This window comes from Niallia sp. Marseille-Q9988, from assembly GCF_976954375.1.
On record NZ_CDRJSZ010000008.1, the window covers coordinates 81,400 to 105,775 of the forward strand.

Consider the following 24,376-nt stretch of genomic DNA (forward strand, 5'->3'; position numbering starts at 1 on the left):
TTAACAAACTCTGTTTTCAAACCGACTAAACACCAATCTCACTAGTAATCCAGCCTTCAATAAAATGCTTTAATGACGCTGCAACCCAAGTACGACTATCATCCTCGTGATTCCAAACGTAAATATCGGTTTTTTCAATGGTTCCGTTTTTTAATATTGCATAACAAAATAAATCGCCATTGCCTGCGTCTGAAAAAAAGAGAAGATTATCAAATGGCATATAAATATCTCTATAATCTTCAAAATTTCTATAAAATAGATTGTCCTTCATAATTTGGGAAGCTGACCAAACCAAAGGACAATTCCTGTTGTCAAACACACCATTTGTTTCATTAAAAATGGCCGTTAATTCTTCTGGTAATTCAACATTTAATTCTTTTTGAATCTGAGCAAGCTCAATCTTTGTTACAGGGTCTTTAAAGTGATAGTCCTTAGAAATGGAGTTGACAAATTCTTTCCACATTTCATTTCCCCCTAATTTTGGATGAGTATGTTTTATATTCATTTTTTACTTTTAAAATCCTTCTTAACCTAAATTTGGATAGGTTACACTTAGTTGGACAGATTTATTAAGGTCAAATAAACTTAATTCATTAAAGTTAGGGAGAATGAAGTCTGACCAAAAGAGAAAGAAGAACATTCACGAAAGAATTTAAAGAACAAATTGTTCAGCTGCACCTTACAGGTAAATCTAGAAGTGAAGGATTATCAAAGAATATGAGCTGACGCTATCTGCCTTTGATAAGTGGGTTCGCCAGCATAATACAAGTGGATCGTTTGAGGAAAAAGACAATAGAACTCCGGAGCAAGAAGAATTAATTCGGCTTCGTAAAGAAAATCAACGGCTAATGATGGAGAATGATATTTTAAAGCAAGCCGCGCTGATAATGGGACGAAAGTAGATGTGATTCGGAATAACCTTCACAAATACTCGATATCAGCAATGTGCGCCGTCCTACAACTACCTAGAAGCACGTACTACTATGAGGCGGAAATCCGAGATAATCAGGATGATGAATTAACAGCTATAATTGTTAAAATTTTTAAAGATAGTCGGAATATTTATGGACAAAGAAAAATAAAAAAAGAACTTCAAAAGCAAGGATGGAAAGTGTCACGTCGTCGTATTGGGCGAATAATGAAAGAACAAGGACTTGTCTCCAAATATACAGTTGCCCAATACAAACCTAGAAAATCAATCGTAAATGAGTCCGAAATTGGAAATGTCTTGAATCGTGAATTTAAGCAAGACAAGGAATTGAAAGTGATTGTGAGTGATTTAACATATGTTCGAGTGAAGCAAAACTGGCATTATATTTGTGTTTTAGTAGATTTATATAATCGTGAAATTATTGGTTACAGTGCTGGCCCTAATAAGAGTGCTGGGCTAGTTCAACGTGCCTTTTCATCGGTAAAACATAACCTAAACCGCCTCGAATTATTTCACACGGATCGAGGAAGTGAGTTTAAAAATAAACTGATAGACGAGGCATTAGAGACGTTTGGTATTGCGAGATCTTTAAGTGAAAAAGGGACACCTTATGACAATGCAGTTGCCGAGGCAACCTTCAAAACTATTAAAACAGAGTTCGTTAATGGGAAGGTTTTCTATAGTCAACAAAAACTTGATCTAGAGCTATTTGATTACGTTAATTGGTTTAATAATATTCGAATTCATGGATCACTGGACTATTTAACCCCTAAAGAATATAAGCGCAAGCATCTAATAAAAACGAGTCATATTAAGTAAGAAGCACCCACTTTACTTGGAGAGGCGGGCGTGATAGCTTTGATGGCTGAGCCAGATTATTTGATAAATCTTGCTTCCTGGCTCATAATCTTGCCCGCAGAGGCTCCGAGTCAAGTGACAAACAGCACACACTGTTTTTCGTCTAAGTACCAATTATTTAGAAACTATAAAATGGTATGTGTTCCTTAATAATTTTGTTCAGTTTAGTGTTGACATACCAATTAAAATATAAATAAAAAGTGCCAAAAATCTATATAGAAGGATTTCAAACACTCTATACTCCCTGCTTATGCATATTTTAATAACTTAGGTTACAACCCTCCTCACTCTCTCTTACCCTCTAAAAATTTTAACCTTATCCTTTCTCCAAGAAGATGTGTGAAAACCATATCAGATTTTTGATTCACAATAGTAGCATTATAAGCATACATTGTGAAATCAACTGCAGCTAAGGTGACTCAAACACAGAACAAGTGAGCTAACTTAGTGCTTTTCAAAAATCAAATTAGGTGTCTATTAATATGTTTATAAGTATAAAAAAAAATGCAACTGATTGTATCAGCTGCATTTTTTCGTATAATTTGTTTCCTATTTTTCTAATGGAAACTGTTACTAATTTCTCTCCCTTTTATTACCCACAAAGTGCTAACAATCTTTTTCTTTGGACTTTTTATCTGTTGCTTCGATGAATGAATTCAAATCATTCCCCTAGTATGGGAGGAGTTTTCCAATCTTCTAAAGTTCTAGTCGCTTATTCTCCTACCATCCCGTCGTTATCATTATCGCGCATATATTTGTACAACCAGTGTTATATTTAGGTTAGGCAAGTGAAACAGTTGAAATTAAAAGGACCATACATATTAGGTATATCTAATATGTATGGTCCAATTTTATTTCATTCTTCAACTAAAGCACCAGTTCGTTAATATAACCTTTCTTCTATTTTTTTAACAATATGTTTTGCATCATATCCTACACCTTGTAATAAAGCAGATCCACGTCGATATTGCCATGGTAAACCAATGAAATATAACCCTTGAATTTTTGATACTCCTCTACTATGTATTACTTTGCCTTCGTTATCCAGAACCCCATCTATTTGTAACCAAGGAAATTCGGTTTCAAATCCTGTTGCCCATATAATATTGGATACTTTAATCATTGTATTATCTTCAAATTTAATCTTATTTTTGTTTACACCAATAACCCTTTTCTTAACTTTCACTTCATTTTCTTTAATTGCCCGTTTTAATTCAAAGCCAAATATGGGGTCTCCTTTCTTTTGAATTATTCTTCCAAGTCTCGAATTACTGTTTGCCTTCAATATTCCTAATTTATCAAACCAAAAAAAAATACTCTTTCTCATTAAAACTAATGGTAAGTAACTAAGATTTTTACTAACTGCTAAGTAAGTATCCCTTTCCTTAGACAATTCCACAGCTATCTGTGCTCCACTATTACCTCCCCCTATTACTAACGCATTCCCATCCAACAATTGACTTGAATTTTTATACTGTGATGAGTGAATTTGATTAATAGTAGATGGTATCTCTTTTGAAAATAATGGGATTTTAGGTGTTTGGAAAGGACCAGTTGCAATAACAATATTTTTTGCTTGATATTCACCTTGATTTGTTTTTATTAAGAAGTTACCATTCAACTTAGAGACGCTTACAACTTCTGTATGAAAATGAATTGGTATCTCATATCTCTCGACATAATTTTTTAGATAAGTAACAACTTCATCTTTAGTAGGAAAACCTTGTTTATCTCCTTCAAAAGACATTCCAGGTAAAGAGTTATAAATTCGAGGGGTAAATAAAATTAAAGAATCGTATCTCTTTTTCCAGATTTCTCCCACTTCGCTCCCTTTATCTAAAATAATATAGTTATGATTATATTCTTTTAGATAGTAGCCTATCGAAAGACCAGCTTGACCAGCACCAATTACAATTGTGTCATACATTTTTCGTCTCTCCAATACTTTATGATTAATATATGAATACATGCTCATATATCAATCGTAATTTAATTACTATTTATACTCAAGCACTTTAAGAGTTCTATTCAACAATTCTGTCTTTAATAAATTCAAGAAGAAAAAATGCTTATCTTTTAAGATAAGCACCCGTTTGTTAAAATAGGAATGAGAATAAAGCATTAAATGTTCCATTTTCAAACAATATATAAATCCCTAACCCTATGAATACAATTGGTACAATCCAACGTTCATATTTTTCAATTGTTTCCGATACAAAATCGAATGAAGCTAGACGGTAACTGACATAGCACAAAACTCCAACCATAATTAAAAAGACAATAGAAGCAATAAAGATTTCAGACATATTTAAGGTCGTGAAGTACGGTATATAAATGGAAAAGTCATCCGCACTGGAAGCCAATACGATGAAAGTCATCGTCAAAAATAGTTTATTAAATTTTTCAGAGGAGAATAAGGATAAAATACTACTTTCATCTTGATCCTCTTCTCCTTTAATCCATATTTTCACACCTAAGTAAAGTGGTAAAAGTCCAAGTAGTCCGATAACCCATTGCTGCGGAATTAAATTCACAACCCCCTGTGCAACTAAAAGACTTGCTCCTATCACAATTGCAGTCCCTATATATTGTCCTATCCAAATATGTTTTACCTGACCTTTTTTTACTTGCGAAAACAAAAGAATTAATATGACGAGATAATCAATTCCTGTTGCTACATATACCGCAGCAGCCGTCAGTATCGTTGCGATCATTTTTCCATCTCCAATATTTTAGGGTAGGACTTTTCTTCAAATTGAAAAGCCCTTCCGTAAATTTCACACATATAGTACCTATTTATCCTTCACTCTCATCAGTCGTAAACTATTTAATGCTACCAAAATAGTAGCTCCCATATCTGAAAGAATAGCAATCCAAAGCGTTAACCAGCCTGGAATAACCAATAGTAAAGCAATTAATTTAATTCCAATAGCAAAAGTGATGTTAGCTTTGATGATATTTAGCGTTTTTCGACTGAGTCTTACTGCAAATGGAAGTTTGCTTAAATCGTCTCCCATTAAGGCTATATCAGCTGTTTCGATTGCAGTATCTGTACCAGCCCCGCCCATTGCTATTCCGACAGTGGATGCAGCAAGTGCAGGAGCATCATTAACGCCATCGCCAATCATAGCTACGTTACCATGCTCCGATTGCATTTTTTTAATAAAATCTAATTTATCCTGTGGCATCAGTTCGGATTGAATATCAGATACGCCTACATGTGCACCAATTGCATTTGCGGTACCTTGATTATCACCAGTTAGCATTATTGTTTGCTTAATTCCTAACTGGTGAAGTTTTTGAATCACATTTTTGCTTGTCTCACGTACTTCATCTGCAACCGCAATTACACCGAGGATTGTTTGTTCCGTTCCAATGATCATGGCTGTTTTTCCTTGATTTTGTAGGATTTTCACATTGTTTTCAAACTCAAGGCTAAAATCGGAAACATTTAATTCCTTAAAAAGTCTGGGACTACCAATATAATAAGTTGTTCCGTTTACAACCCCTTTTATACCTCGCCCAGTAATCGAAGTGAAGTCTTCCACTTGCACATTCGAATAAGGAATATTATCTTGCTCAGCCCTCTGCATAATTGCTGAAGCAAGTGGATGTTGTGAACGATATTCTAAAGCTGTAATAATGGAAAATAGCTCTTTTTCTTCCACTTGATTATTTAATACTTTAAAATCTGTTACCACTGGTACACCTTTTGTCAGTGTTCCTGTTTTATCAAATGCGATTGCCTTGATGGCTCCCAATTCCTCCAAATAGGCACCGCCTTTAATCAACACACCTTTTTTAGCAGCATTTCCAATTGCCGAAACAATCGAAATTGGAGTAGAAATTACTAATGCACAAGGACACCCAACTACAAGTACTGCTAATCCTTGGTAAACCCATGTATCCCAACCTCCACCAAAGAATAAAGGTGGAACGACTGCAACCAAGGCTGCAATAACCATAATGATCGGAGTGTAATATTTTGCAAACTTATCTACGAATGCTTGGGCTGGAGCACGCTCCCCTTGTGCTTCTTCAACAAGATGAATAATTTTGGCAATGGTTGTATCTTCTACATATTTGGTGATTTTTACTTCAAGTAATCCCTCTTCGTTAAGCGTACCTGCAAATACTTCATCATCTACCGTTTTGGAAACAGGGACTGATTCTCCTGTTATAGCTGCCTGATTGACAGCCGACAAGCCATTAACAACTAGCCCATCCATGGCAATTTTTTGCCCTGGTTTGACAATCATAATATCGCCTACAACAATATCATCTACATGGATCATTATTTCCTGACCATTTCGTCTAACAAGTGCTTCTTTTGGGGCAATATCCATCAATGAACGAATGGACTGTCTTGCTCTGTCCATAGAGAAACGTTCAAGAGCTTCACTGATTGCAAACAGAATGACAACAATGGACGCCTCTGCCCATTCACCGATGATGGCAGCTCCAATAACGGCAACTGTCATCAGGGTTTTCATGTCGAAATCAAAGCGTATCAAATTTTGAAAACCAACTTTAAATAGTGAATATCCGCCAATTACAATTGAACCTACAAATAACATGGAAGTTACGAGGTTATCTTCTCCATTTACAAAGTGAGAAAGGTAACCAAAAGCAATTAGTAATGTGGCAAACAGTAATGTACTATGTTTTTTATAAAATGGTATTTTCTCTTCTTTTTGAACCTTGTTGTCCTCTCTGGTCTCTTTTGTCGTTTGATTCGCCAGTTTTTCAGGAAATACTTTAAGATTCTCGAAAGCACCTGCTTTTTCAAGCTCTTCAAGGCTTGTATTTCCGAAAACATCAATTTTAGAAGCTCCAAAGTTTACTTTTGCATCCTGAACTCCTGATAGTTGTTTTACATTTTTTTCAAACTTTCCAGCACAGTTTGCACAGGAAAATCCCTCAACACGATAAACATTTTTATCTTCAATTACCACAGGTTCGACCCGTCTTCTTGCTTTCTCTGGTACCACTTTAAGATTCTCGAAAGCACCAGCCTCTTCTAGTTCTTCAACGGTTGCATTTCCAAATACATCAATTTTAGAAGCTCCAAAATTGACTTTAGCATCCTGTACTCCTGGTAGTTGTTTTACATTTTTTTCGAATTTCCCTGCACAGTTTGCACAGGAGAAACCCTCCACACGATAAACATTTTTATCTTCTATTAAGGTTTTTGCTGTATTATCCAACTTTCGTAGCCTCCTTCTGATGCTCGAAGGCTTTTTCTACGAGCTGTTTAACATGCTCATCATCTAGTGAATAATAGACTAATTTTCCTTCTTTACGGTATGTTGCTATACCTAGGTTTTTCAATAATCTTAAATGATGGGATGCCGTAGCCGTTGAAGATTCAATAATATTCGCTACATCACAAACACATAACTCTCCCTCTAAAGATAAAACGTAAGCAATTTTAACCCTTGTATCATCTGACAGAGCCTTGAAAACTTTCGCTACATCCATAGGATTCTGTTTAGCAAGGTCTTTTTTAGCCCTGTTTACTTTATCTTCGTGAATACAGGTAACTTCACACATATCTTTCATCATAATTACCCTCCTTATTCAAATGACTGTTTGTTTGATGAGTATAATATATCCCAACATAAGCAAATAGTCAAATGATTGTTTGATTATTATATATTAATATTACAATAAAAAAGATTGGTTTCTAATGTTAGAAACCAATCTTTTTAGAGAGCTTAACCAAATTTTAAAGCATCTTAAACATAACTGCCCCGTTAGTTGAATAAGGATTATATACTCTCAAAATAGTTAGCCAGCTTTTCTTTTTCATTTTCACTTAATTGCTTATTTTCTAGTTCAAGTTCTTTATTCTTTTTCTCCAGTTTTTCAATCCTTCTTTTAAGTGAAGCTATTACAGCGTTTTGATTATTTTCATCCCGTTTTATCCTTGAATCTACAAACTTTTCTTCTTGTTGATTTCGTAAGAAATTGATACGCTCTTTAAGAGCTGAATGGTTATACAGCGTTGCTTTGCTCACTCCAGCTTCTTTCGCTACGCTATTAAAGTTAATTGCCTTAGAACTCTTTATAAGGCGTTTAATAGCTTTTTCAACCTTATCTTTAGTTTCTTGCTTTCTCTTTTCATGTAGCCGCCTTAATTGCTCCTCACGATCAAAACTAGCCATGTCTAACACCTTTCTTTTTCTTACGTTCTAATTGTCTCTTCATGCGGTCAAATCGACCAAAAATAACATTACCTTCTTTGATTGTTTCGTAAATATTTTGGTACCTTTCCAAGTTTTTTTCGTTTGCCTTAACCATATCTTCACGACCATACTCTTTAGATGCTTCAATCCACTTTGTGGTAGTTTCTATAAGAAGTTCGTACTTTTTAACATCAAAACTTGTCATACCTACCGCTAAATCAAAACAAGGTTTTCCATCGTTCGCAGTGAGACAAGGTGGTTCTGCTGCCAATGGGCAATTCCCATTGACCCTTGCTCGACAGGTCCCATAAGGGTTATCTAAGGCATTTAACTTCTCATCTTTCCACAACATATCAAGAATGTCTTTAGGGATTTGTTCCTTTTCGGAGACCTGATGAATTTCCCCATTTAAGTCAAAGGCAAATACACCTTGTCTCACAACTTTCTCAAATTCTTTACGTTTCGTATCATCTAATAGACGAGCATATAGAATGGTCATTTCGGGTGATGCGTGGGCTAATAACTCCTGCACCGTTATAATATCAGCTCCACCATTTATCATTTTTACTCCATAAGTATGTCGGAACTGGTGATTTTTGAAGTGAAATAAATTTCCTGATTCATCTGTTATATTCTTTTTTAACGCTAATTTGTTTAGTTCTTCTCGAACAAAATTCTGACTAAAGGGTCTTCCCTTACGAGGACCTCGGTAGCGAACAAAAAGGTATCTTTCAGGATTGTTATCATCATTGCTGTTTTGCTTGGAACGGTCAATTAAAACTGCAATTATATCCGCTAGATGATCATCAATGGGGATTTTATGACCTATTACATACGTCTTTTCAATATCTGTTGTAAGATTTGACTTTCCATTTATTTTACCTAAACAATCCTGCGTTAATCCCAATGTATCGCTTATGCGAAGCCCTGTTTTGAAAGCAATCCAGACAATTGGCTGTACATCTGGATGAAGGTCATTTAGATTATTAAACAGTTGTTCCAATACATAGTCAGGTATGTAATCAATATCATCCAATGATTTTTTAGGGAGATTAGGAAAGTCTTCAGGATATATTAGACGAAACACCATTTCTTCAGGTGCAAAATCCTCGAACTTCTCTAAAATTTGAAGATCTCTTATGAAGGCACGAACACACTTTAATGCTTGACGAACATATTTTTTAGGATTGGAATTTTTCTTATTTAATTTGGTCTTTATATATTCATTTAACTCTTCTATGTACTTTTCTATATGTTTTCTTTCAAGTTCTTTAAAATCGTTCCATTTTGGATTTTGTTTTGAAATTGAGTTTAAAAAAGGAATAGTGTATGTTCCATAACTTCGAGCTGTACCCCAGGTGAAGTTTTTGCCGCTGATTAGACGACCTTTTAAATATTCTTTAAATATTTTACGGAAATTTTTATTCTCTATATTTGAAAAATCAATGTGATAACCACTTGTTGATTCATTGAATCCTATCCCATATTTTTTATACAGCACCCGTATATCCCATCGGTCCTTCTCCCATTCATCACGGGTGTCTGTTAATTGAAAAAGTGTATTATAAATCCGTGCTAAAAAGCCATCTATTTCCGTACGGGCTACGATTTCTTTCCCTCTCCACTTCTTGATGTAACTCGTCTTTTCTCCTTTACCATTCAACCAAAAGGTCCAAAGTTTTTGCTCTTTATTGATGTCTAAATCAAGAAGGGAAGTGAGATTTGGGTGCTTTTCGTTTAAATACTCAGCCAGTTTTTTTAACGAGCCTGAGATACTTTTAAATATAGTCCTTATTCCCCAACGGTCTGAAAAAATTTGATTGTAGTAAACAAACTTAATCTCCATGTTGACGTTTGGATTTTCGCAGTTGAAGTAAATGTTATTTACTATTCCTTTTCTCTTGTTATATTGCTCTTCAAAATTAGGGATTTTACCAATCTCGTGTATATTCCAAATATCATTGACTAAAAAGTAATCATCATTCACAACTCTTTTTGTTACTTTTCCATCGTTGGAAATTTCTTTAACCTCGTAAGAGGAAAGAGTGGAAGTGATTAAGTCCCAATATTCGCTTTTAAGGATTGAATTACTCTGTATGATATTATCCAATATTTGCCCTCCTAAAATACTAATATCGCTCTAAAAAGGTGCTACTTCGTCAGTAAACCTGTTTGAAACGCTTCCTATTTGTTCTCCACGCCTCGCCTAATTTCAAAGGCATGAGAGGCTTTTTCCCATTCCTTACGAATATCATCTTCGGAAGGGTGAACATATAGGTCAATGGTTGTTTGTATTTGTGCATGACCTAGACGTTCTTGTACAGCCTTTATGTTCTTTGTTTGAAGATAAAATATGGTTCCATGGGTATGTCGGAATAAATGCGGAGTAATATATAGGCCTATTTTTCTTTCTATCTCCTTAAAAGTGGCATAAACATCAGAATAAGTTAAAGGTTCTCCAACGTTCTTACCCCAAATCTTCACAAATACAAAGTTATGGTTAGGATTATATTCATCTAGCACTTCGTATAAGTAATCATCATACAAGTCCATTAGTCCTTGAGAGATGTCAATCTTTCGTTCTCCAGTCTTCAATTTTCCCCCGTTTGGTAACTCCCCTCTATCTGTTAGTTGGATTTTGTGCTTCCTTTGTATGGCATCAAATTGAAAATCCTCAAGAAATAAGGAAAGAACTTCACCTATACGTAAGCCAGTTTCAAAAAGCAATCTTACTAGAAACCTATCCCTAAGATTAGTAGTAGATTTATAGATTTCATTAACTTGCTCCTTTGTAAATATCCTCACTCTTACTTTAGGTTCGTCTAATTTAAGCACATTTTTGAAACGTGGTTTTTCTTTATTTACATGATATAAAAAATCCTTATATCCATTTCCACTGGCACCTTGAAACATCTTCTTCATCAACTTTTCAACAACATTTGATTCAACTAATTCTTCTCTGTATAGATAATCATAAAATGATGTCACTACCGTAAGGTAAGTGTTTACTGTTCTTTCACTGCGTTTAGCCTTAACTTCTTTTTGAGGTACTACTTTATTGCTTTCATATGGATTTCTGAGCCAAGCAACGAAGTCAGATATTATTTGAAAGCTAACTTGCTGATAATCAATTTCTGTTTGTTCTAAGTATGTAAAGTAATATTTCAAAGCTGTACAATAAGTCTGTAAAGTATTGCTACTACTCTCCTTGTTATAGTGAAATTTCATATACTTCGCAACGGGTTTAACTGGCGTTCCATTTGAATCAATAAGCAGATATACTTTTCTATTCCCAATCAATATTTGTTCTACCTTCATAAAAGCATCTCCAACCAATTGAAATTTACGATAGTGCTGCTACTTATAATGTTTACCGTTATTGTTGTTTCTTTAAGGTCCTCGCACCGAGGCTACGTCCTCCAGCAATACAAACAAATGTTCTTGTTTATGGTTTCATATTAAACTATTAATACAATATTTTCAACCTTTATTTATCCAATAAATTATGTAAATAAAAATGGATAACCAGCCCTCATATTAGACTAACTATCCTATGAATTAATATCTAAATTTAACCAATGATCACTTGTTATTGGCATACTGAAACCGGCTGCCTTTGCTTCTGCGATTGTCACCATACCATTTCCATTTGTATCAATGCTGGAAATATCCTCATTTGTGTTGGAACTACTTGAATCGGTAGGCTCACTATCTGTTAAACCAAGAGATTCGTTTACTTCATCAGGATTCACATTGTCAAATGAATCCGTAATGACATTTCCCTTTATTGTATAGGTATACTGATAACTGGAGGGAATTTGCGTTTCTGTATTCGGATAGGTGATAATTGCTTCAAAATTTGTCGCTCCGCCTGCCTTGCGGATCACTTCTTCCATATAAGCTTGATCACCATGTCGGTTTAGCGTACTATCTTGTGGGGTAATATTATAAGCATTTGAGACCCCTCCAAGTGAATCGGCAATGATATGTCCTTCATCTAAAACATCACTTTCCACACCAGGAACCTTCGCCTCGTCGGGATAGTATCTGCCAGAAGATAATACAGGTTCATTATCGTCATCTTGAAGAATGATTTCATCAGCTACAACACGTACTAATTGCCCGTATTCATTGGTAAATGCCCAATATTCACGGTCGCCATAACCAATGTCAACGACAACGTTTGATTCACGGTGTCCAGACAGATCTCCTCCATCAACTTCCATAAGTTTATACCCTGCGAACAGTTCATTATTTGGCTCGGTTTGTGTCTCTTCTACTACTGATTCATCGTCATCCTTCGTGCTCGTTTCTTCTTCACTATTTTCATTTGTATTAACAGTGGTTACTTCTTGTATTTCTGTTTCTCCATTTTTATTTGAAGTATCTTCTACATTGGCACAACCAACCATAACAATCGTCATTAAAATCACGATTAAATAGTTCATTTTTTTGTTCATTCTATGCTCTCCCATGGTAGTTTTATATTATTCCTGCTAAAAATCTTGGAATGTTAGGATTAATTAACAACATTAACCCAATGATAATAGTATATTCTAAGATTAGCATTATTTCAGCAGATATTTATTGGAAGTGTGAAAGATTATCTTTTCAAAAAAGGCTTGCTCAATTTAAATAGCAATTTGAATAATGAAGCATAATTTATGAAATCCCTATAAAAATAAAAGAGACCAAAAAAGGAAAGTTACTTCCTTTTGGTCTCTTTTGTTTTTTGCCTCTAATCTTCCCTATTTTAAAGGATCTATTAATTCTGAATGAGCGTTAAAAAATCCAGCGCCATTTACTACTATTGAATTTAGACAGTAGTTGCTGAGTTATGATCATCCGCCCTTGCTAGGTAAGCTACACAGCAACGCCACCAAACATGTCGAACTATCCCACTATTCCATGAAATTATTTAAAGAAGCGGGCGTATATCATGCTCAAGGTGTAAATAGTTTCCATTGCCCTTCAGATAAAACTTCTACCGCTCCGTCAACTACTTTGATTGCAGTTTGATCATCAATTGCATATGCAGGTCCCTGTATCTCGACTGCCCATCTCTCTGCAGCAGCCATGGTATTTCCTGGCAGCATCTCGTGATCTAGATGCGGAAAAATGGAAAAATCAACTATTCTCAGTGTTCCATCACTTCCACTTGGTGGAGTCCAGCCAACAAAGTATTCTCCTATTCTAGGTGTCAAAACCATGCTCCCAGCACTCATTCCCACATAAACTGAGTTCAGTGATGTTAAAAGGTCTGCCAGTCCAGATTGACGCATCCAGTGGCACAGGTAAAGGGCGTCGCCGCCTGACACTAGCAGTACATCTGTTTCTTGAACAAGTGGTATCCATTGGTTTTCGTCGATACTTGGAAGTGCTGTAAGCTCCAACACGCCAACTGACTTCCAGCCAAGGTTGACCATGGGATTCTCTTCTTTTCCACTGATGAACTGCCATGCTTTGACTCCAGGGCCAACCCAAGGATGTCCATACATCGCTGTGGGAATGCACAGAGCGTTTGCCTCAGCAATCGGCTTTCCTAGCATATCAACCAGTGCGTCGTGTATGATTTTGTTATTGACGCCTCCAGATGTAAGCAGAAATTTCATAACCTCACTCCTGTCTTTGCTTCGTATTGTCAAGTTTGTTTAGATTGTTAGGATTGCATCCCTAGCTTAATGAACAATTCGAACATTTTAATTGAATCATTGCTATTCAGATGCCTAGTTAACTTATCTATCCAATACTAGATAAGTATAATCTGTCCTATGCTATAAATTCTTGTTAATTGAAAAGGTGGTGTAATATTCGGTTCTTATCTGCAAAAAACTGTTTCATAATAGAATAATGTTGAGTATCTTCCAATTTAGACTCACTTAATCCTTCTTCTGTAATTTGGATGATTTTAGCATTTGGATATGCCATAATTATCGGCGAATGGGTAGCGATGATAAATTGAGATCCTTTATTAACAAGTTCATTGATTCTAGCCAGCATCGTCATTTGTCTTAAGGGTGACAAGGCTGCTTCTGGTTCGTCTAAAATATATAAACCATTTCCTTGAAAACGCTCGTTAAATACGGCAAAGAATGATTCTCCATGGGATTGTTCATGAAGTGATTTACCTCCATAAGAATCTATAATTTTGGGATCCAAAAATGGTTCTTCTTTATCTAAATCTTCTATATTGGTTGCTACATTATAAAAAGTTTCAGCTCTAAAGAAAAAGTGTTCCTTTGGCCGGTTTACTCCTTTGATTAAACGTAAGTATTCGTCTAAATTTGAATGAGAGTCATAACTCGAAAAATGAAAATTCAATGTGCCGCCTTCTGGATTGAATCCTAATGCAATAGCAATCCCCTCTAGTAATGTTGATTTTCCCATTCCGTTTTCACCGATAATATAAGTAACATTAGGATGAAACTGTAATTCATTTAAGTTCTGAATAGTTGGCAGATTAAGCGGAAAGTTGTCATAAGATAAAATATGGTCTCTTTTAAGACTTACAGACCTAATGTACTGAGAATCTTGCTCTAACGTTTTCAATAAAAAAATCACCTCATTCTGTCTGAATAAAAACTAACTTCTTCAGTCAAATAACTTATATTCCCGTTAAAACATAACCTTATTTTACCATAAATCGTTAAATTTACATGAAATAGAATCCATATGAAACAACAAGGAAATTAGCAGCCACTTTCATTATTAGTTAATCCCCTCATCATAAAATCAAAGATAAAACAACCATCGAAAGGAAGACTGTCATAATAGTAAGTGCAGCAAGAATTAAAACAATTCCCATTGCACTTATACTAATAACTTGAAAGTGAATTAATATAATAAACAGAAAAAAATAAAACATTATAATAAAATAGGAGTAAAACATTCCTTTTTCTCGTATTACTTTCATTCTTTCATCTTTATTCTTAAATTGTGGATGCAAATAACCAAGAGAAAGAAACATAACAGATAACGCAAGAATTAGTGCATAAGTTGGAGATAATGGAAAATCACCTGTCATTCCACCATATAGGAAATAACCACTTTCTATCAATAAAAGAAAACCAATGACTATATAACCTAACCTTGATTTCATATATACTCCCTCCTAATTTGTAAGCAAAATTTATTTATAATCTCCTTCTTCTAAGATAAAAATATTTTCCACATTTGTTTGAAATATTTCGGCGATCATCATTGCTAAAGGGAGGGATGGATTGTATCTCCCCTTTTCAATTGAAATAATTGTTTGTCTGGAAACACCTAACTTTTCAGCTAATTTATCTTGAGACAAACCAAATTGATTTCTATGTTCACTTAATTTATTTTTCAAATTCATCACCACCTATATTCCTTTACAGTATAAATGTAAAGGAAACTTAACGTCAAGTTACCTTTACATTCTAGTGATGACTATTTAATACAAAGTCTATCTCCTTTGCACTCTTCTATTCTTCTTTCCCAATAGAGGACACTCTTTACTCTTCTACAGCCAAAAAAGGGGCAACAATGAGGAGAATCCACCATATTGCAAAAAAAAAATCACTTGCCCTATCTTGTCGCCCTTTTCCCTTAAACGTGAAATACGATATTTGCGCGTTTTTTCGGACATTCTTTCTCAATATAATAATCCTCTGCCTTCCAGTACCTATTTTTGAATTTATCTAGATTCAGCTGCGTTTCTTTCCTTTCTCGTGAAAACCTAATTTCTTTTGGGCAATCTAAATAAAGAATAAAGTCAAAAAAATCTCTCCATTCTATTCGTTGTAAAAAAACTCCCTCCATTATGATTAAGTCAGTATGTAACAATGAAATTATTTCTATTTGTTGGGTATCCGATTGGGAATTATATGTAGGCAACTGTATTTCTGTTGCATTTTTGAGCTTTTTAAAAAGTTTTTCCTGTAATGCTTGGACATCCCATTGTAAATGATAGTATTCATACCATTCCTCATAACCAGTATGATAACGCCGATTTCTTTCTACAATATAATCATCTATATGTAAAACTTTCACAGAAAGTCCTCTTTCAAGGAGACTTGCTTCTAGTTTTTTTACCATGGTTGTTTTTCCAGACCGGCTTAGCCCGTCTATACCTACGACTACTCTTTTCCCTTTTGCCGTTGGTAGCATGTTTTCTACTATAGCATTTATCTTATCTTGCAAATTAGTCCCTCTTTTCCTTTACAGCTGTTTGCTTAAAATAGCCATCATTCGTTCTCGTTCTTCCTCTTTATCGTTGTATTCAAACAAACCAATCTGATTTCCCCATGGATCCTGGAAAGTTCCCCATCTAACTGGCACCTCTGCCCTCCCTTCTATCTGTAAACCTTCTATTTCTAACTCGCTCCTTAACCGATCCTGCTCGAAGTTAATATCCTTTACGGCAAAGCGGAGCGGTCCGCTTCCTTCGGATGGAATACCTTCTGCCACTTGCAGCCAGCATCCCGGCAGTATTTCCCATTCTGCAAACCCTTCATGGGGAACAAAATCCGGTTCCCTTTGAAAAAAAGTACTGTACCACTTTATTCCGTTCACTATATCCGATACTCTTATTTGATAAGTCATTTCAAAAAACATTTACTCACCTCGTTGTATTAGTTGCCATATTTGCTTATTTTAAAATTATTTCTCCGCACTATTCTATCTTTTTCAACTAATTTCCTACTATCAGACTTCCGCCTATATTCTCTCTTAAGGATAAATTAAGGTTAAATAGTAATAATAAGAACCATAAACAGGACTTTATACTCAGATTTTCACATTAAGGAGGATCGCGGAAGACTTTTTAGCAAGTTTTAAAGAGAATGGAAAAACAAGATAACTATTTTCCTAATGATTAGGCTAGAAATATATAATCTTTTTGAATATTATATATTTTACATCTAAGAAATTCCAATATAATTATATTGGTCATTCAAAAATTAAATTGTAAACGGCGGTCATAACTATATGAAAAAAATATCAACAAAGATTATCCTTTTATCTTTATTAAACTCAGTGTTAGTAGCTATTATTAATGTAAGTGCCTCTTTATTTATGAATGGGAGTGGCAGCGATACAGCTACTGCTGATCCAAGTATTGGCGCGGCACAGCCAATGCAAACTGGCTTTATGATTCCTACACCCATATTATGGGGATTAATTATTTCATTAATTATTGGTATTATCTTATCTTATATTTTAGGCAAAGCAATCGAAAAACCGATTGTGAAGGTGACGGAATTTGCAAAGAAAACAGCCGATTTAGATTTGGCTGATACAGATGATGACTTAGAAAAATTAGTAGAAATAAAAGACCAAACAGGGAATATGGCAAGAGCACTATATGAAACTAGAAAAGCACTTAAGAATATTACTTCCGAACTGCAAATAGTGTCTTCCACGGTTACTAATCAATCCAATCACCTTACTAAAAACACAGATGAAAATGTGAGCTCCATTACACAAATCGTTAATACAATAGATCAGCTAGCACTCGGAAATTCCGAACAAGCAGACACCATGAGTGGAATTAGCGGGACTTTAGCAGATGTCGTTTCTTTAATTGATGGAATAGCTGCGAAAACATCTGAAAACGCAGAACAAGCTACTCATTCATTGGATTCTATCAATGAAGGCCAATTAAGCGTTGATATACAAACGAGGAAAATGGAGGAAACACTTCTTGTATCAAATGAAGTTAATCATTCTATTAACGAACTAAAAGAAATGATTCATCAAGTTACAGGATTTGTTGGAATTATTACCTCTATTGCAGAACAAACGAATTTATTGGCACTAAATGCTTCTATAGAGGCTGCCAGAGCTGGTGAAGCTGGAAAAGGATTTTCCGTAGTAGCAGATGAAATAAGGAAATTAGCAGAACAGTCTTCCCATTCAGCAAGAGAGATAACATCTATTATCGAAAAGACTTCTGAGAAAACCGATTTAGCTGTTGCAAATATTGAACAATCCAATAAATTAATCGATGAACAAAGAGATGCATTAAATATTACGGAAAAAGCTTTTGATAAAATTAGAACAATGTATGAAGGAATTGTAGACGGCTTTAAACAAACTGCAACTGCTATGAAGACGGTTAATGGAAGTTCGCAAACGGTGTCGAATCAAATTCAAGATTTAACATCCCGTGTGGAGGAATTTGCAGCAAGTACAGAAGAAATATCCGCAACAGGAAAAGAACAGTTACTATCAACTGAAACCATTGCTAGTGCTGCCAAAGAATTAGACATTTTAGCTAGTAGATTAAATAAGCAGATTAATAAGTTTAAGATTTCCTAATAATGATTCAAAATCATTCAAAACACTGAAACAAAAGAGACCAGGTTGGTGGGGACCCTGGTCTCTTTTTCTGTGTTATACAAGGTGCAATTAAACCTTTTTAGTTAAAGGAAACAAAACGCAATCTTTAATCGTCTCCTTTCTTTAATATCTAAAAGACAGCTTCAATTGGAATTTTTCATTAATCCTGACTAATCAAGTATTTCTCTTTAAAACTTGGACTTAACTCACTCCATACATCAAATTTATTTCCATCCATATCGAAAAAGACAAAATTATTACCTGGATGTCCTCTATCCTCTATATCCCCTACCGTTACACCTTTTTCCATTAACACGTAATGAAGTTTCTTTAAATCTTCTATACCGTCTACTTCAAATGTCAGAAAGAAATGCTCCTTATCTTTGCCATCTTGAAAGGCTGCTTTTTCTCCTTTCTGCGATTTAACAAGAAAGAAGCTTTGATTCGCAAAATCCAGAATGGCTTTCTCTTCATTTCTGAAATTTTCAATTGCACCTAATTTTTCTTGATACCAGTTTGAAGCTAACTCTGGATTCTCAACTGGTAGATAGATTGTTCCAACTCTGTGAATGATTGTATTCATCTTGATCCTCCTTTTGGGATAATATAAGATTCATACTTTCATTCGACAAAAGGAAAAGATATCCTTTTTCTTTTAGCAATTTACACTATATCAATTTGGCTAACATTCTTGCTTGGTTAGGTGATTAATTGTGAGTTTGGATCATATATTATAATTTGGCCTGATATCATTCCTACGTTTTATATTTTCGCTAAGGAGATTCATGAACACTTGTAAAACTGCTCTTTTTTATAACGAGAATCTTTAAATAGTTTTAATCTAACACCTTTTTTTAAGCTAATTTAATGATGGTTGGTTCTACTTCACTCAAAATTTCAAAGGTTTCATCCGAGGTAACAATAATATAATGGTCTATATGATAATGCTCACTTCCTGGACCAGGTAGTTGATCATACCAATCTACAAAATCTGAATTTATAGCCTTATATAAGGACCATGATTTTCTGACTGTATCCACTTCGTTTTTACGAGCCTGAAAAGCTGGTTCTGCTAAATCACTCCGCTTCATTTCATCTGCAAATCTACAGGCTAAAATATAATTTCCATTCTTTTCTTTATTAAATTGTATTTGATAAGTATTATTCTGAATATCTTCTAACGTTATTTGTAAGCCCTTTGAGTATTTGAACTCAACTAATTCTAGTGCTCCTTCTATAGCAATGCTAGGAATCCATACTTTTAAGTTAAGCTTTTTCATACTTTTCCTCCTTTTTGAAAAACTCCTTCAGTTAATATTTCCCATCCATTATAACTCTTTTTTTATACAAAAAACCCACCTTTCGTATGACCTTTTCATACAAAAAGTGAGTTTTCTTTTATCATTATCTTTTTAACCATGTTCCCTCAGCTAACCTTTCATCGCTAAATTCCCTAAAAAGATTACATCCTACTGAAATTGTATTACTGTTTATTATACTTATAACTTTCCAATAGTATCACTTCTAACTTTCCAATCCATTTATAATAAACTAATAAGATAAGTAGAAGGATAGGTACAACAATTAATTCATACCATAAATGCCACCAACCCAAATGGAAATATCCCCAAGGTTCTGGAAGTAAAACAAGTGCTTCATAAATGATAACTCCCACTGTCCAACTAGCAATATAAATTACCTTTCTTTTCAAATCGGATACAAAAGGAAACCAACTTAAAAATAGGATGTTTACTGGAGGAATCAGTAATGTATGTGCAAGGACACCAAGCCAATCAATACCTTTATCAAAATACCAATATCCATGGTACTTGAATTCGACCATCACATCAAAAACGTTCTGAAATGCAATGGTAAATATCCAAATACTAAACATTGCATTCATGCTAGCTATTTTATTTTTTTGAAAGGCAATTAAATTAAATAAAATAATGGAAATAAATAGAAAAATCATCGTTTGTATTATTTTCCTTTTTAATAATATGTTATCCTGAATAAATCTAATAATACATCGCTAAGCTTGTTTATTATATGAATTATTTTCTATATGTAATTTTATTCGATTGCATAGTTTCACAACTTGATCATTGTCTCCCATTGGAGCATCTTGCCAATCATAAACTTCCATTGGTCCCCAATGTTCTTTTGGTGTATTTGGATAACGAGCCACAATGTGCATATGGAGATGCGGAACAGAGTTACCAGAAACAAGTGAATAGATATGTTCTGCGTTTTCTGATTCCTTAAGAGCCTTACTAACTCTTGTCATTATTACTCCAAATGCCTTTGCTTCTTCTACTGTCATATCTGCAAGTGAGGGAGTATGTCTTTTTAAATCAATCATAATATGACCTAAATAGTTTAGCTTTCCCTTTCTATCGATATGACCAACATATACATAATCATCTTCATAAATCATTACTCCCGAAGTTTTGATATTGCCAACATGCTTATTACAGATAAAACAACTTTTATTCATTCTAATTCCCCTTTTAAGAAAATTAATAGTAAAAATAAATAGGAGACCTTTTCTCCCAGGCTCATATTCCCTCTAGTTGTAATAATTTACCTTTTATTTAAATAACGCACCTTATGCTTTATTCACAAACTTTTTTTCTTACTTCTACTGTGGCTATTCATACATCCTAGATCTTTCCATCCATTTCAATCTCATAATGCTTTTAATTCGACATATAAGGGACTAATCCTCTTTAATGTACCCCCTTATAAATGCTAAATAAGCAATAACAAGACAGAATAACTCACCAAACCAAGAAAAAAAGCAACGAAACTGCTCTCTCTTTCTTCTGGCAACTCTTCCTTTAGTACATTTAATATTATCCCACCTGCCAAGAATGCTGTGAGCAATGAGATATAAACTTCTTTTAATTCTGTAAATACTCCAACTACCCATCCTAATAATATTGCCAATGTCAGTAACCATCTTCCTAAATGGTCATATATTTCTTTGTGATCTTTCCTTAGACTGTGATCATTGGTAACAAAATGAACCGCCATTGCTAAGAAGTAGAAAAACATCCCCCAATGACTTTTATATGTTTCTCTAATCAAAAGGTAGCCTATTAGCGCATTATATACAAAAAAAGATGTTATATGAATCCAGAATACACCGGGTTTCGTTTTTTTCATACCACTTTCTTTTTTTGAATTCTTCACCATTCTTTCTAGTCCATAGAAAATAGTCAATCCCAGTAGAGCTATCAGATAGGCGTGATTCTCAAATAGGTGAAAGACTCCTTTAGCTCCTGCTTGCTCCAATACTCTTTGATGTTTACTTAATTCGGGCAATAGATGGATAAATACATAAGAAACAGCAATCCCTCCCGCAATGGAGAGAAACCTACTTCTAGGTGAATCTTTGATAAACTTCATTGCTTTAGAAAAGAAATGAATAAAAATAAAGCCAATTGCAAAAACAAAACTTAGACTAATCGTCATTTAAATCCCACCCAATTTTTAGTTATGTACATTAAATAACCTAAATCTACATAACAAAACCATACTCGGAAGATTACAACCTATCTACTCTGCTCATTTTAAGAATATTCTTCTTTAACTTTCCAATTCTATTCCAGTAAAACCTTGAAGATTCCTATGCTAAAAGAGCATTAATTATCTAAGTTTTTCTTTCACTTGGTTTAAGTGGTGGATATCGTGTTCCAAAAATATTTCAATGAATTTTTCTGGTGAAAATGAGTTTGGCTCATTTTCGATATGAAATTCGATATCCCTATCAAGCTCTTTTAACTCTTTCACTAATTGTTTCCGTGTTTTTGCGAAATCATCGATTATCTCCCTAACATTTTTATATTTCTTTAAATGGGCGACAGCTTCCTTGTTATGTAAATCGTGATTGGGAAAAGGCGGTAAAACCATCTCGTTAGCCATCAAAGGTACCATCTTTTCTAATATAAATTTATCCCAATAAAACAAATGTCCCACTATCTCTCTAATGGACCACTTTCCTTCTGAAATAGGTTCATTAAGGATTTTTTCAGGATAGTCCTTTAATTCAAATAATTTTTCAATTATGTCTTCATATTGATTGATTTTATTCATTTTCTAAGCCCCCCCAAAAGTTAGGAAAAAACCAAACGAACGTATGTTCACTTTTATAATAACAAGAAAATTCAGCTTATTCAACCATGCTACCCTGTTAGTCCAAAGAGAAATGAATTCCTAGATAAAGATGGAGTAGCAAAACTTGTGTTTGCTACTCCCATTCATACTATATTTTCAGATACAATCATCTACAAATAAATTCTTCTAACTTTTTTAGGAATATTAGGAACTATCAATATATTAAATATACTTTCTTTTTAAAGAAAGGCCTCCGTTACTCTAAGTACATCATTTCACAAAATCTTATACTACTGAAAGAACCTGATTATCGTTTATCTTCCCCTTTTATATTTCTATTATTTCAACTAACCCCTTTAGTTACTGAAATAATCAAAAAAAAGAATAACAACTTATGTCAATTTCCTTTAATCAAATATCTATCACATGGAATTATTTGTATCTGATTTCTTAAATATTCCTACTAAAAGCAAACTTAATCCTATGATAAAACCTATTGGGAATAATAAAGAAAGTGCTAGTTCAATAAGACATTTAACGCTTATTACAATAAAAGAGATTTATAAATTTCTCCAATAATCCCTTTCAATTGATGCACACCTAATTCTGCATTCGTCATAATAACGGCACCTTTCTCTATGTGTGGGTACGCCACCATCATACATTGAAAACCTACTCCCCATCCCATAGATGTAATTTCTAATTCTTTTTCGGAACCATCTAAAAATACACCTAATCCAGTCCAGCTTTTTCCTATTTGAGAAGTTATCATTTCTTTAGCTAATCTTTTTGAAATTCCAATTTTACTTTCTCCTTTTAATGCCTTCATTAACTCAAGGACTAGTGTAGCTAAATCTAATGCAGTCGTCCATAATCCTGCAGCTGCAGGATAAGGGTAGATAGGATATTTTTCTTCTACCAACTTACCGTTTTTATTATGACCACAAGAAAACTCCTTTTTACCTATCTCGAACATCGTTGTATTTAAATAGCTATTTTCCATTTTCAATGGCTTAAATATTAGCTCTTTTACCACATGATTAAACTGCTTTTTCGTTACATCTTCTATTAGTTGCTGAATAATACAATAGCCCGCGTCAGAATAATGAAATTCACTTTCTGGCTCGAATTGCACTTCAATAGGAACTTTACAATAATGGGATTTTCCCTCTAACAATTCAACCATCGAGGGAAACCCTATATCTAAATTCTGTTCAAAAAAACTACCTTCAGGGTCCTTGATTCCCGATTGATGACTAAGTAAGTTTCTTAAAGTAACTTTTTTATTTTTTGTATATTTATTTTCAGGCACTTTCCACGTTACAAGTCTTTCATTTACACTTTCATCTAAATCAAGAAGCCCTTCATCCAGTAACTTTATTGCTATTATTCCAGTCAAAAATTTACTAATGGAACATGCACTGAAAATAGAATCATCACTTACCTTTCTATCGCTTTTCACTTCAAGTAAACCATAGTTTTTTGTTCCACTGATTTGACCTTCTTCGAATAATGCAATACTTAAACCGTTTACATTATAATATTCCATTCGTTCTTCCATATGGATGTTTCGTAAGTTCATCATTCTCCCCCCAGATAACTTTATAATGAAACTATAACACGAATATACGTTCTTATACATATATTTGGAAAAATAATTTTGCTCTGTTTATTGAACAAGAATCGTACACATTTATGTGTAGTTTGGAAATTAATAATTTAAATATGCTTAAATATTCTTCTTCAAACAACAAAAAACCCACTTTCTGTATGGTTCCAATTCCATACCAAAAAGTGAGTTTTCCCTTATCCTTATCTAGCTTACTCGCCTAAATCGACGTTATGATATACTTGCTGCACATCATCTAAATTAAGGCTGCTATTTATATTACTATATCAATGTTTTCACTAATCATTTAGTGTATGAAGTTATTAACATTTATTATAATTTAAATTATCTAGTCGTTAATGA

Annotated in this window: 23 protein-coding genes and 1 pseudogene; 2 read left to right on the top strand and 22 right to left on the bottom strand. The window is 34.1% G+C overall.

The window, feature by feature from the left end:
* Positions 1–25 precede the first annotated feature (25 nt).
* Positions 26–463 carry an SMI1/KNR4 family protein gene (locus ACWNMZ_RS15715; protein WP_031538011.1) on the bottom strand — a complete coding sequence of 146 codons (438 nt, stop codon included), beginning with the start codon at positions 461–463 and terminating at the stop codon, positions 26–28.
* Positions 464–615: 152 nt separating this feature from the next.
* Between ACWNMZ_RS15715 and ACWNMZ_RS15720 the strand changes: the two are divergent.
* Positions 616–1,750: pseudogene (locus tag ACWNMZ_RS15720) on the top strand (IS3 family transposase).
* A 922-nt stretch (positions 1,751–2,672) separates the two neighbouring features.
* Here ACWNMZ_RS15720 and ACWNMZ_RS15725 read toward each other — a convergent pair.
* The 14 genes from ACWNMZ_RS15725 to ACWNMZ_RS15790 form a co-directional block, all read right to left on the bottom strand.
* On the bottom strand, positions 2,673–3,716 hold the full coding sequence (locus ACWNMZ_RS15725; RefSeq protein WP_031538014.1) for a flavin-containing monooxygenase: 1,044 nt from the start codon (positions 3,714–3,716) through the stop codon (positions 2,673–2,675).
* Between the two features lie 169 nt (positions 3,717–3,885).
* Positions 3,886–4,503, bottom strand: coding sequence for a CadD family cadmium resistance transporter (locus tag ACWNMZ_RS15730; protein ID WP_031538015.1), 618 nt, complete (start codon positions 4,501–4,503; stop codon positions 3,886–3,888).
* A gap of 78 nt (positions 4,504–4,581) precedes the next feature.
* On the bottom strand, positions 4,582–6,996 hold the full coding sequence (locus ACWNMZ_RS15735; protein ID WP_035416501.1) for a heavy metal translocating P-type ATPase: 2,415 nt from the start codon (positions 6,994–6,996) through the stop codon (positions 4,582–4,584).
* Positions 6,989–7,354 carry an ArsR/SmtB family transcription factor gene (locus ACWNMZ_RS15740; RefSeq protein ID WP_031538017.1) on the bottom strand — a complete coding sequence of 122 codons (366 nt, stop codon included), beginning with the start codon at positions 7,352–7,354 and terminating at the stop codon, positions 6,989–6,991. The genes ACWNMZ_RS15735 and ACWNMZ_RS15740 overlap by 8 nt, the downstream gene beginning before the upstream one ends.
* Positions 7,355–7,560: 206 nt before the next feature.
* Positions 7,561–7,956, bottom strand: coding sequence for a DUF6262 family protein (locus ACWNMZ_RS15745; protein ID WP_031538019.1), 396 nt, complete (start codon positions 7,954–7,956; stop codon positions 7,561–7,563).
* Positions 7,949–10,087, bottom strand: coding sequence for a tyrosine-type recombinase/integrase (locus ACWNMZ_RS15750; protein ID WP_031538020.1), 2,139 nt, complete (start codon positions 10,085–10,087; stop codon positions 7,949–7,951). The genes ACWNMZ_RS15745 and ACWNMZ_RS15750 overlap by 8 nt, the downstream gene beginning before the upstream one ends.
* A 74-nt stretch (positions 10,088–10,161) precedes the next feature.
* Positions 10,162–11,295 carry a tyrosine-type recombinase/integrase gene (locus tag ACWNMZ_RS15755; protein WP_031538021.1) on the bottom strand — a complete coding sequence of 378 codons (1,134 nt, stop codon included), beginning with the start codon at positions 11,293–11,295 and terminating at the stop codon, positions 10,162–10,164.
* A gap of 233 nt (positions 11,296–11,528) precedes the next feature.
* Positions 11,529–12,437: a DNA/RNA non-specific endonuclease gene (locus ACWNMZ_RS15760; protein WP_441131293.1), complete on the bottom strand. Its 909-nt coding sequence runs from the start codon at positions 12,435–12,437 to the stop codon at positions 11,529–11,531.
* Between the two features lie 483 nt (positions 12,438–12,920).
* Positions 12,921–13,589 carry a Type 1 glutamine amidotransferase-like domain-containing protein gene (locus ACWNMZ_RS15765; protein ID WP_031538023.1) on the bottom strand — a complete coding sequence of 223 codons (669 nt, stop codon included), beginning with the start codon at positions 13,587–13,589 and terminating at the stop codon, positions 12,921–12,923.
* 175 nt (positions 13,590–13,764) lie between these two features.
* A complete protein-coding gene (locus ACWNMZ_RS15770) occupies positions 13,765–14,526 on the bottom strand; it encodes an AAA family ATPase (RefSeq protein ID WP_031538024.1) in 762 nt (253 codons plus the stop codon).
* Between the two features lie 175 nt (positions 14,527–14,701).
* On the bottom strand, positions 14,702–15,076 hold the full coding sequence (locus tag ACWNMZ_RS15775) for a hypothetical protein (RefSeq protein ID WP_031538025.1): 375 nt from the start codon (positions 15,074–15,076) through the stop codon (positions 14,702–14,704).
* Positions 15,077–15,106: 30 nt separating this feature from the next.
* A complete protein-coding gene (locus tag ACWNMZ_RS15780; RefSeq protein WP_031538026.1) occupies positions 15,107–15,313 on the bottom strand; it encodes a helix-turn-helix transcriptional regulator in 207 nt (68 codons plus the stop codon).
* Positions 15,314–15,552: 239 nt separating this feature from the next.
* The gene (locus tag ACWNMZ_RS15785; protein WP_081836652.1) at positions 15,553–16,146 is read right to left on the bottom strand and encodes a kinase; all 594 of its coding nucleotides are present in this window, start codon (positions 16,144–16,146) and stop codon (positions 15,553–15,555) included.
* A gap of 18 nt (positions 16,147–16,164) precedes the next feature.
* A complete protein-coding gene (locus ACWNMZ_RS15790; protein WP_031538028.1) occupies positions 16,165–16,560 on the bottom strand; it encodes a VOC family protein in 396 nt (131 codons plus the stop codon).
* Between the two features lie 372 nt (positions 16,561–16,932).
* On the opposite strand from ACWNMZ_RS15790, the gene ACWNMZ_RS15795 reads away from it, so the two are divergent.
* Entirely contained in the window at positions 16,933–18,264 is a 1,332-nt protein-coding gene (locus ACWNMZ_RS15795; RefSeq protein ID WP_031538029.1) for a methyl-accepting chemotaxis protein, read from the top strand.
* A gap of 181 nt (positions 18,265–18,445) precedes the next feature.
* On the opposite strand, the gene ACWNMZ_RS15800 is transcribed toward ACWNMZ_RS15795, so the two are convergent.
* From ACWNMZ_RS15800 to ACWNMZ_RS15830, 7 genes are all read right to left on the bottom strand, one after another.
* Positions 18,446–18,868 (bottom strand): VOC family protein, encoded by a 423-nt coding sequence (locus tag ACWNMZ_RS15800; protein WP_031538030.1) that lies wholly within the window; start codon positions 18,866–18,868, stop codon positions 18,446–18,448.
* Positions 18,869–19,139: 271 nt separating this feature from the next.
* Positions 19,140–19,565, bottom strand: coding sequence for a hypothetical protein (locus tag ACWNMZ_RS15805; RefSeq protein ID WP_031538031.1), 426 nt, complete (start codon positions 19,563–19,565; stop codon positions 19,140–19,142).
* A gap of 203 nt (positions 19,566–19,768) precedes the next feature.
* Positions 19,769–20,257: a hypothetical protein gene (locus ACWNMZ_RS15810; RefSeq protein ID WP_031538032.1), complete on the bottom strand. Its 489-nt coding sequence runs from the start codon at positions 20,255–20,257 to the stop codon at positions 19,769–19,771.
* 60 nt (positions 20,258–20,317) lie between these two features.
* Complete coding sequence (locus tag ACWNMZ_RS15815; RefSeq protein WP_235247643.1) at positions 20,318–20,782, bottom strand: HIT family protein; 465 nt, start codon at positions 20,780–20,782, stop codon at positions 20,318–20,320.
* A 254-nt stretch (positions 20,783–21,036) separates the two neighbouring features.
* Positions 21,037–21,762, bottom strand: coding sequence for a hypothetical protein (locus tag ACWNMZ_RS15820; protein WP_235247644.1), 726 nt, complete (start codon positions 21,760–21,762; stop codon positions 21,037–21,039).
* A 174-nt stretch (positions 21,763–21,936) separates the two neighbouring features.
* Positions 21,937–22,383 carry a DinB family protein gene (locus ACWNMZ_RS15825; protein ID WP_235247645.1) on the bottom strand — a complete coding sequence of 149 codons (447 nt, stop codon included), beginning with the start codon at positions 22,381–22,383 and terminating at the stop codon, positions 21,937–21,939.
* A gap of 565 nt (positions 22,384–22,948) precedes the next feature.
* Entirely contained in the window at positions 22,949–23,986 is a 1,038-nt protein-coding gene (locus ACWNMZ_RS15830) for a serine hydrolase domain-containing protein (RefSeq protein WP_349204506.1), read from the bottom strand.
* Between the last annotated feature and the right edge of the window lie 390 nt (positions 23,987–24,376).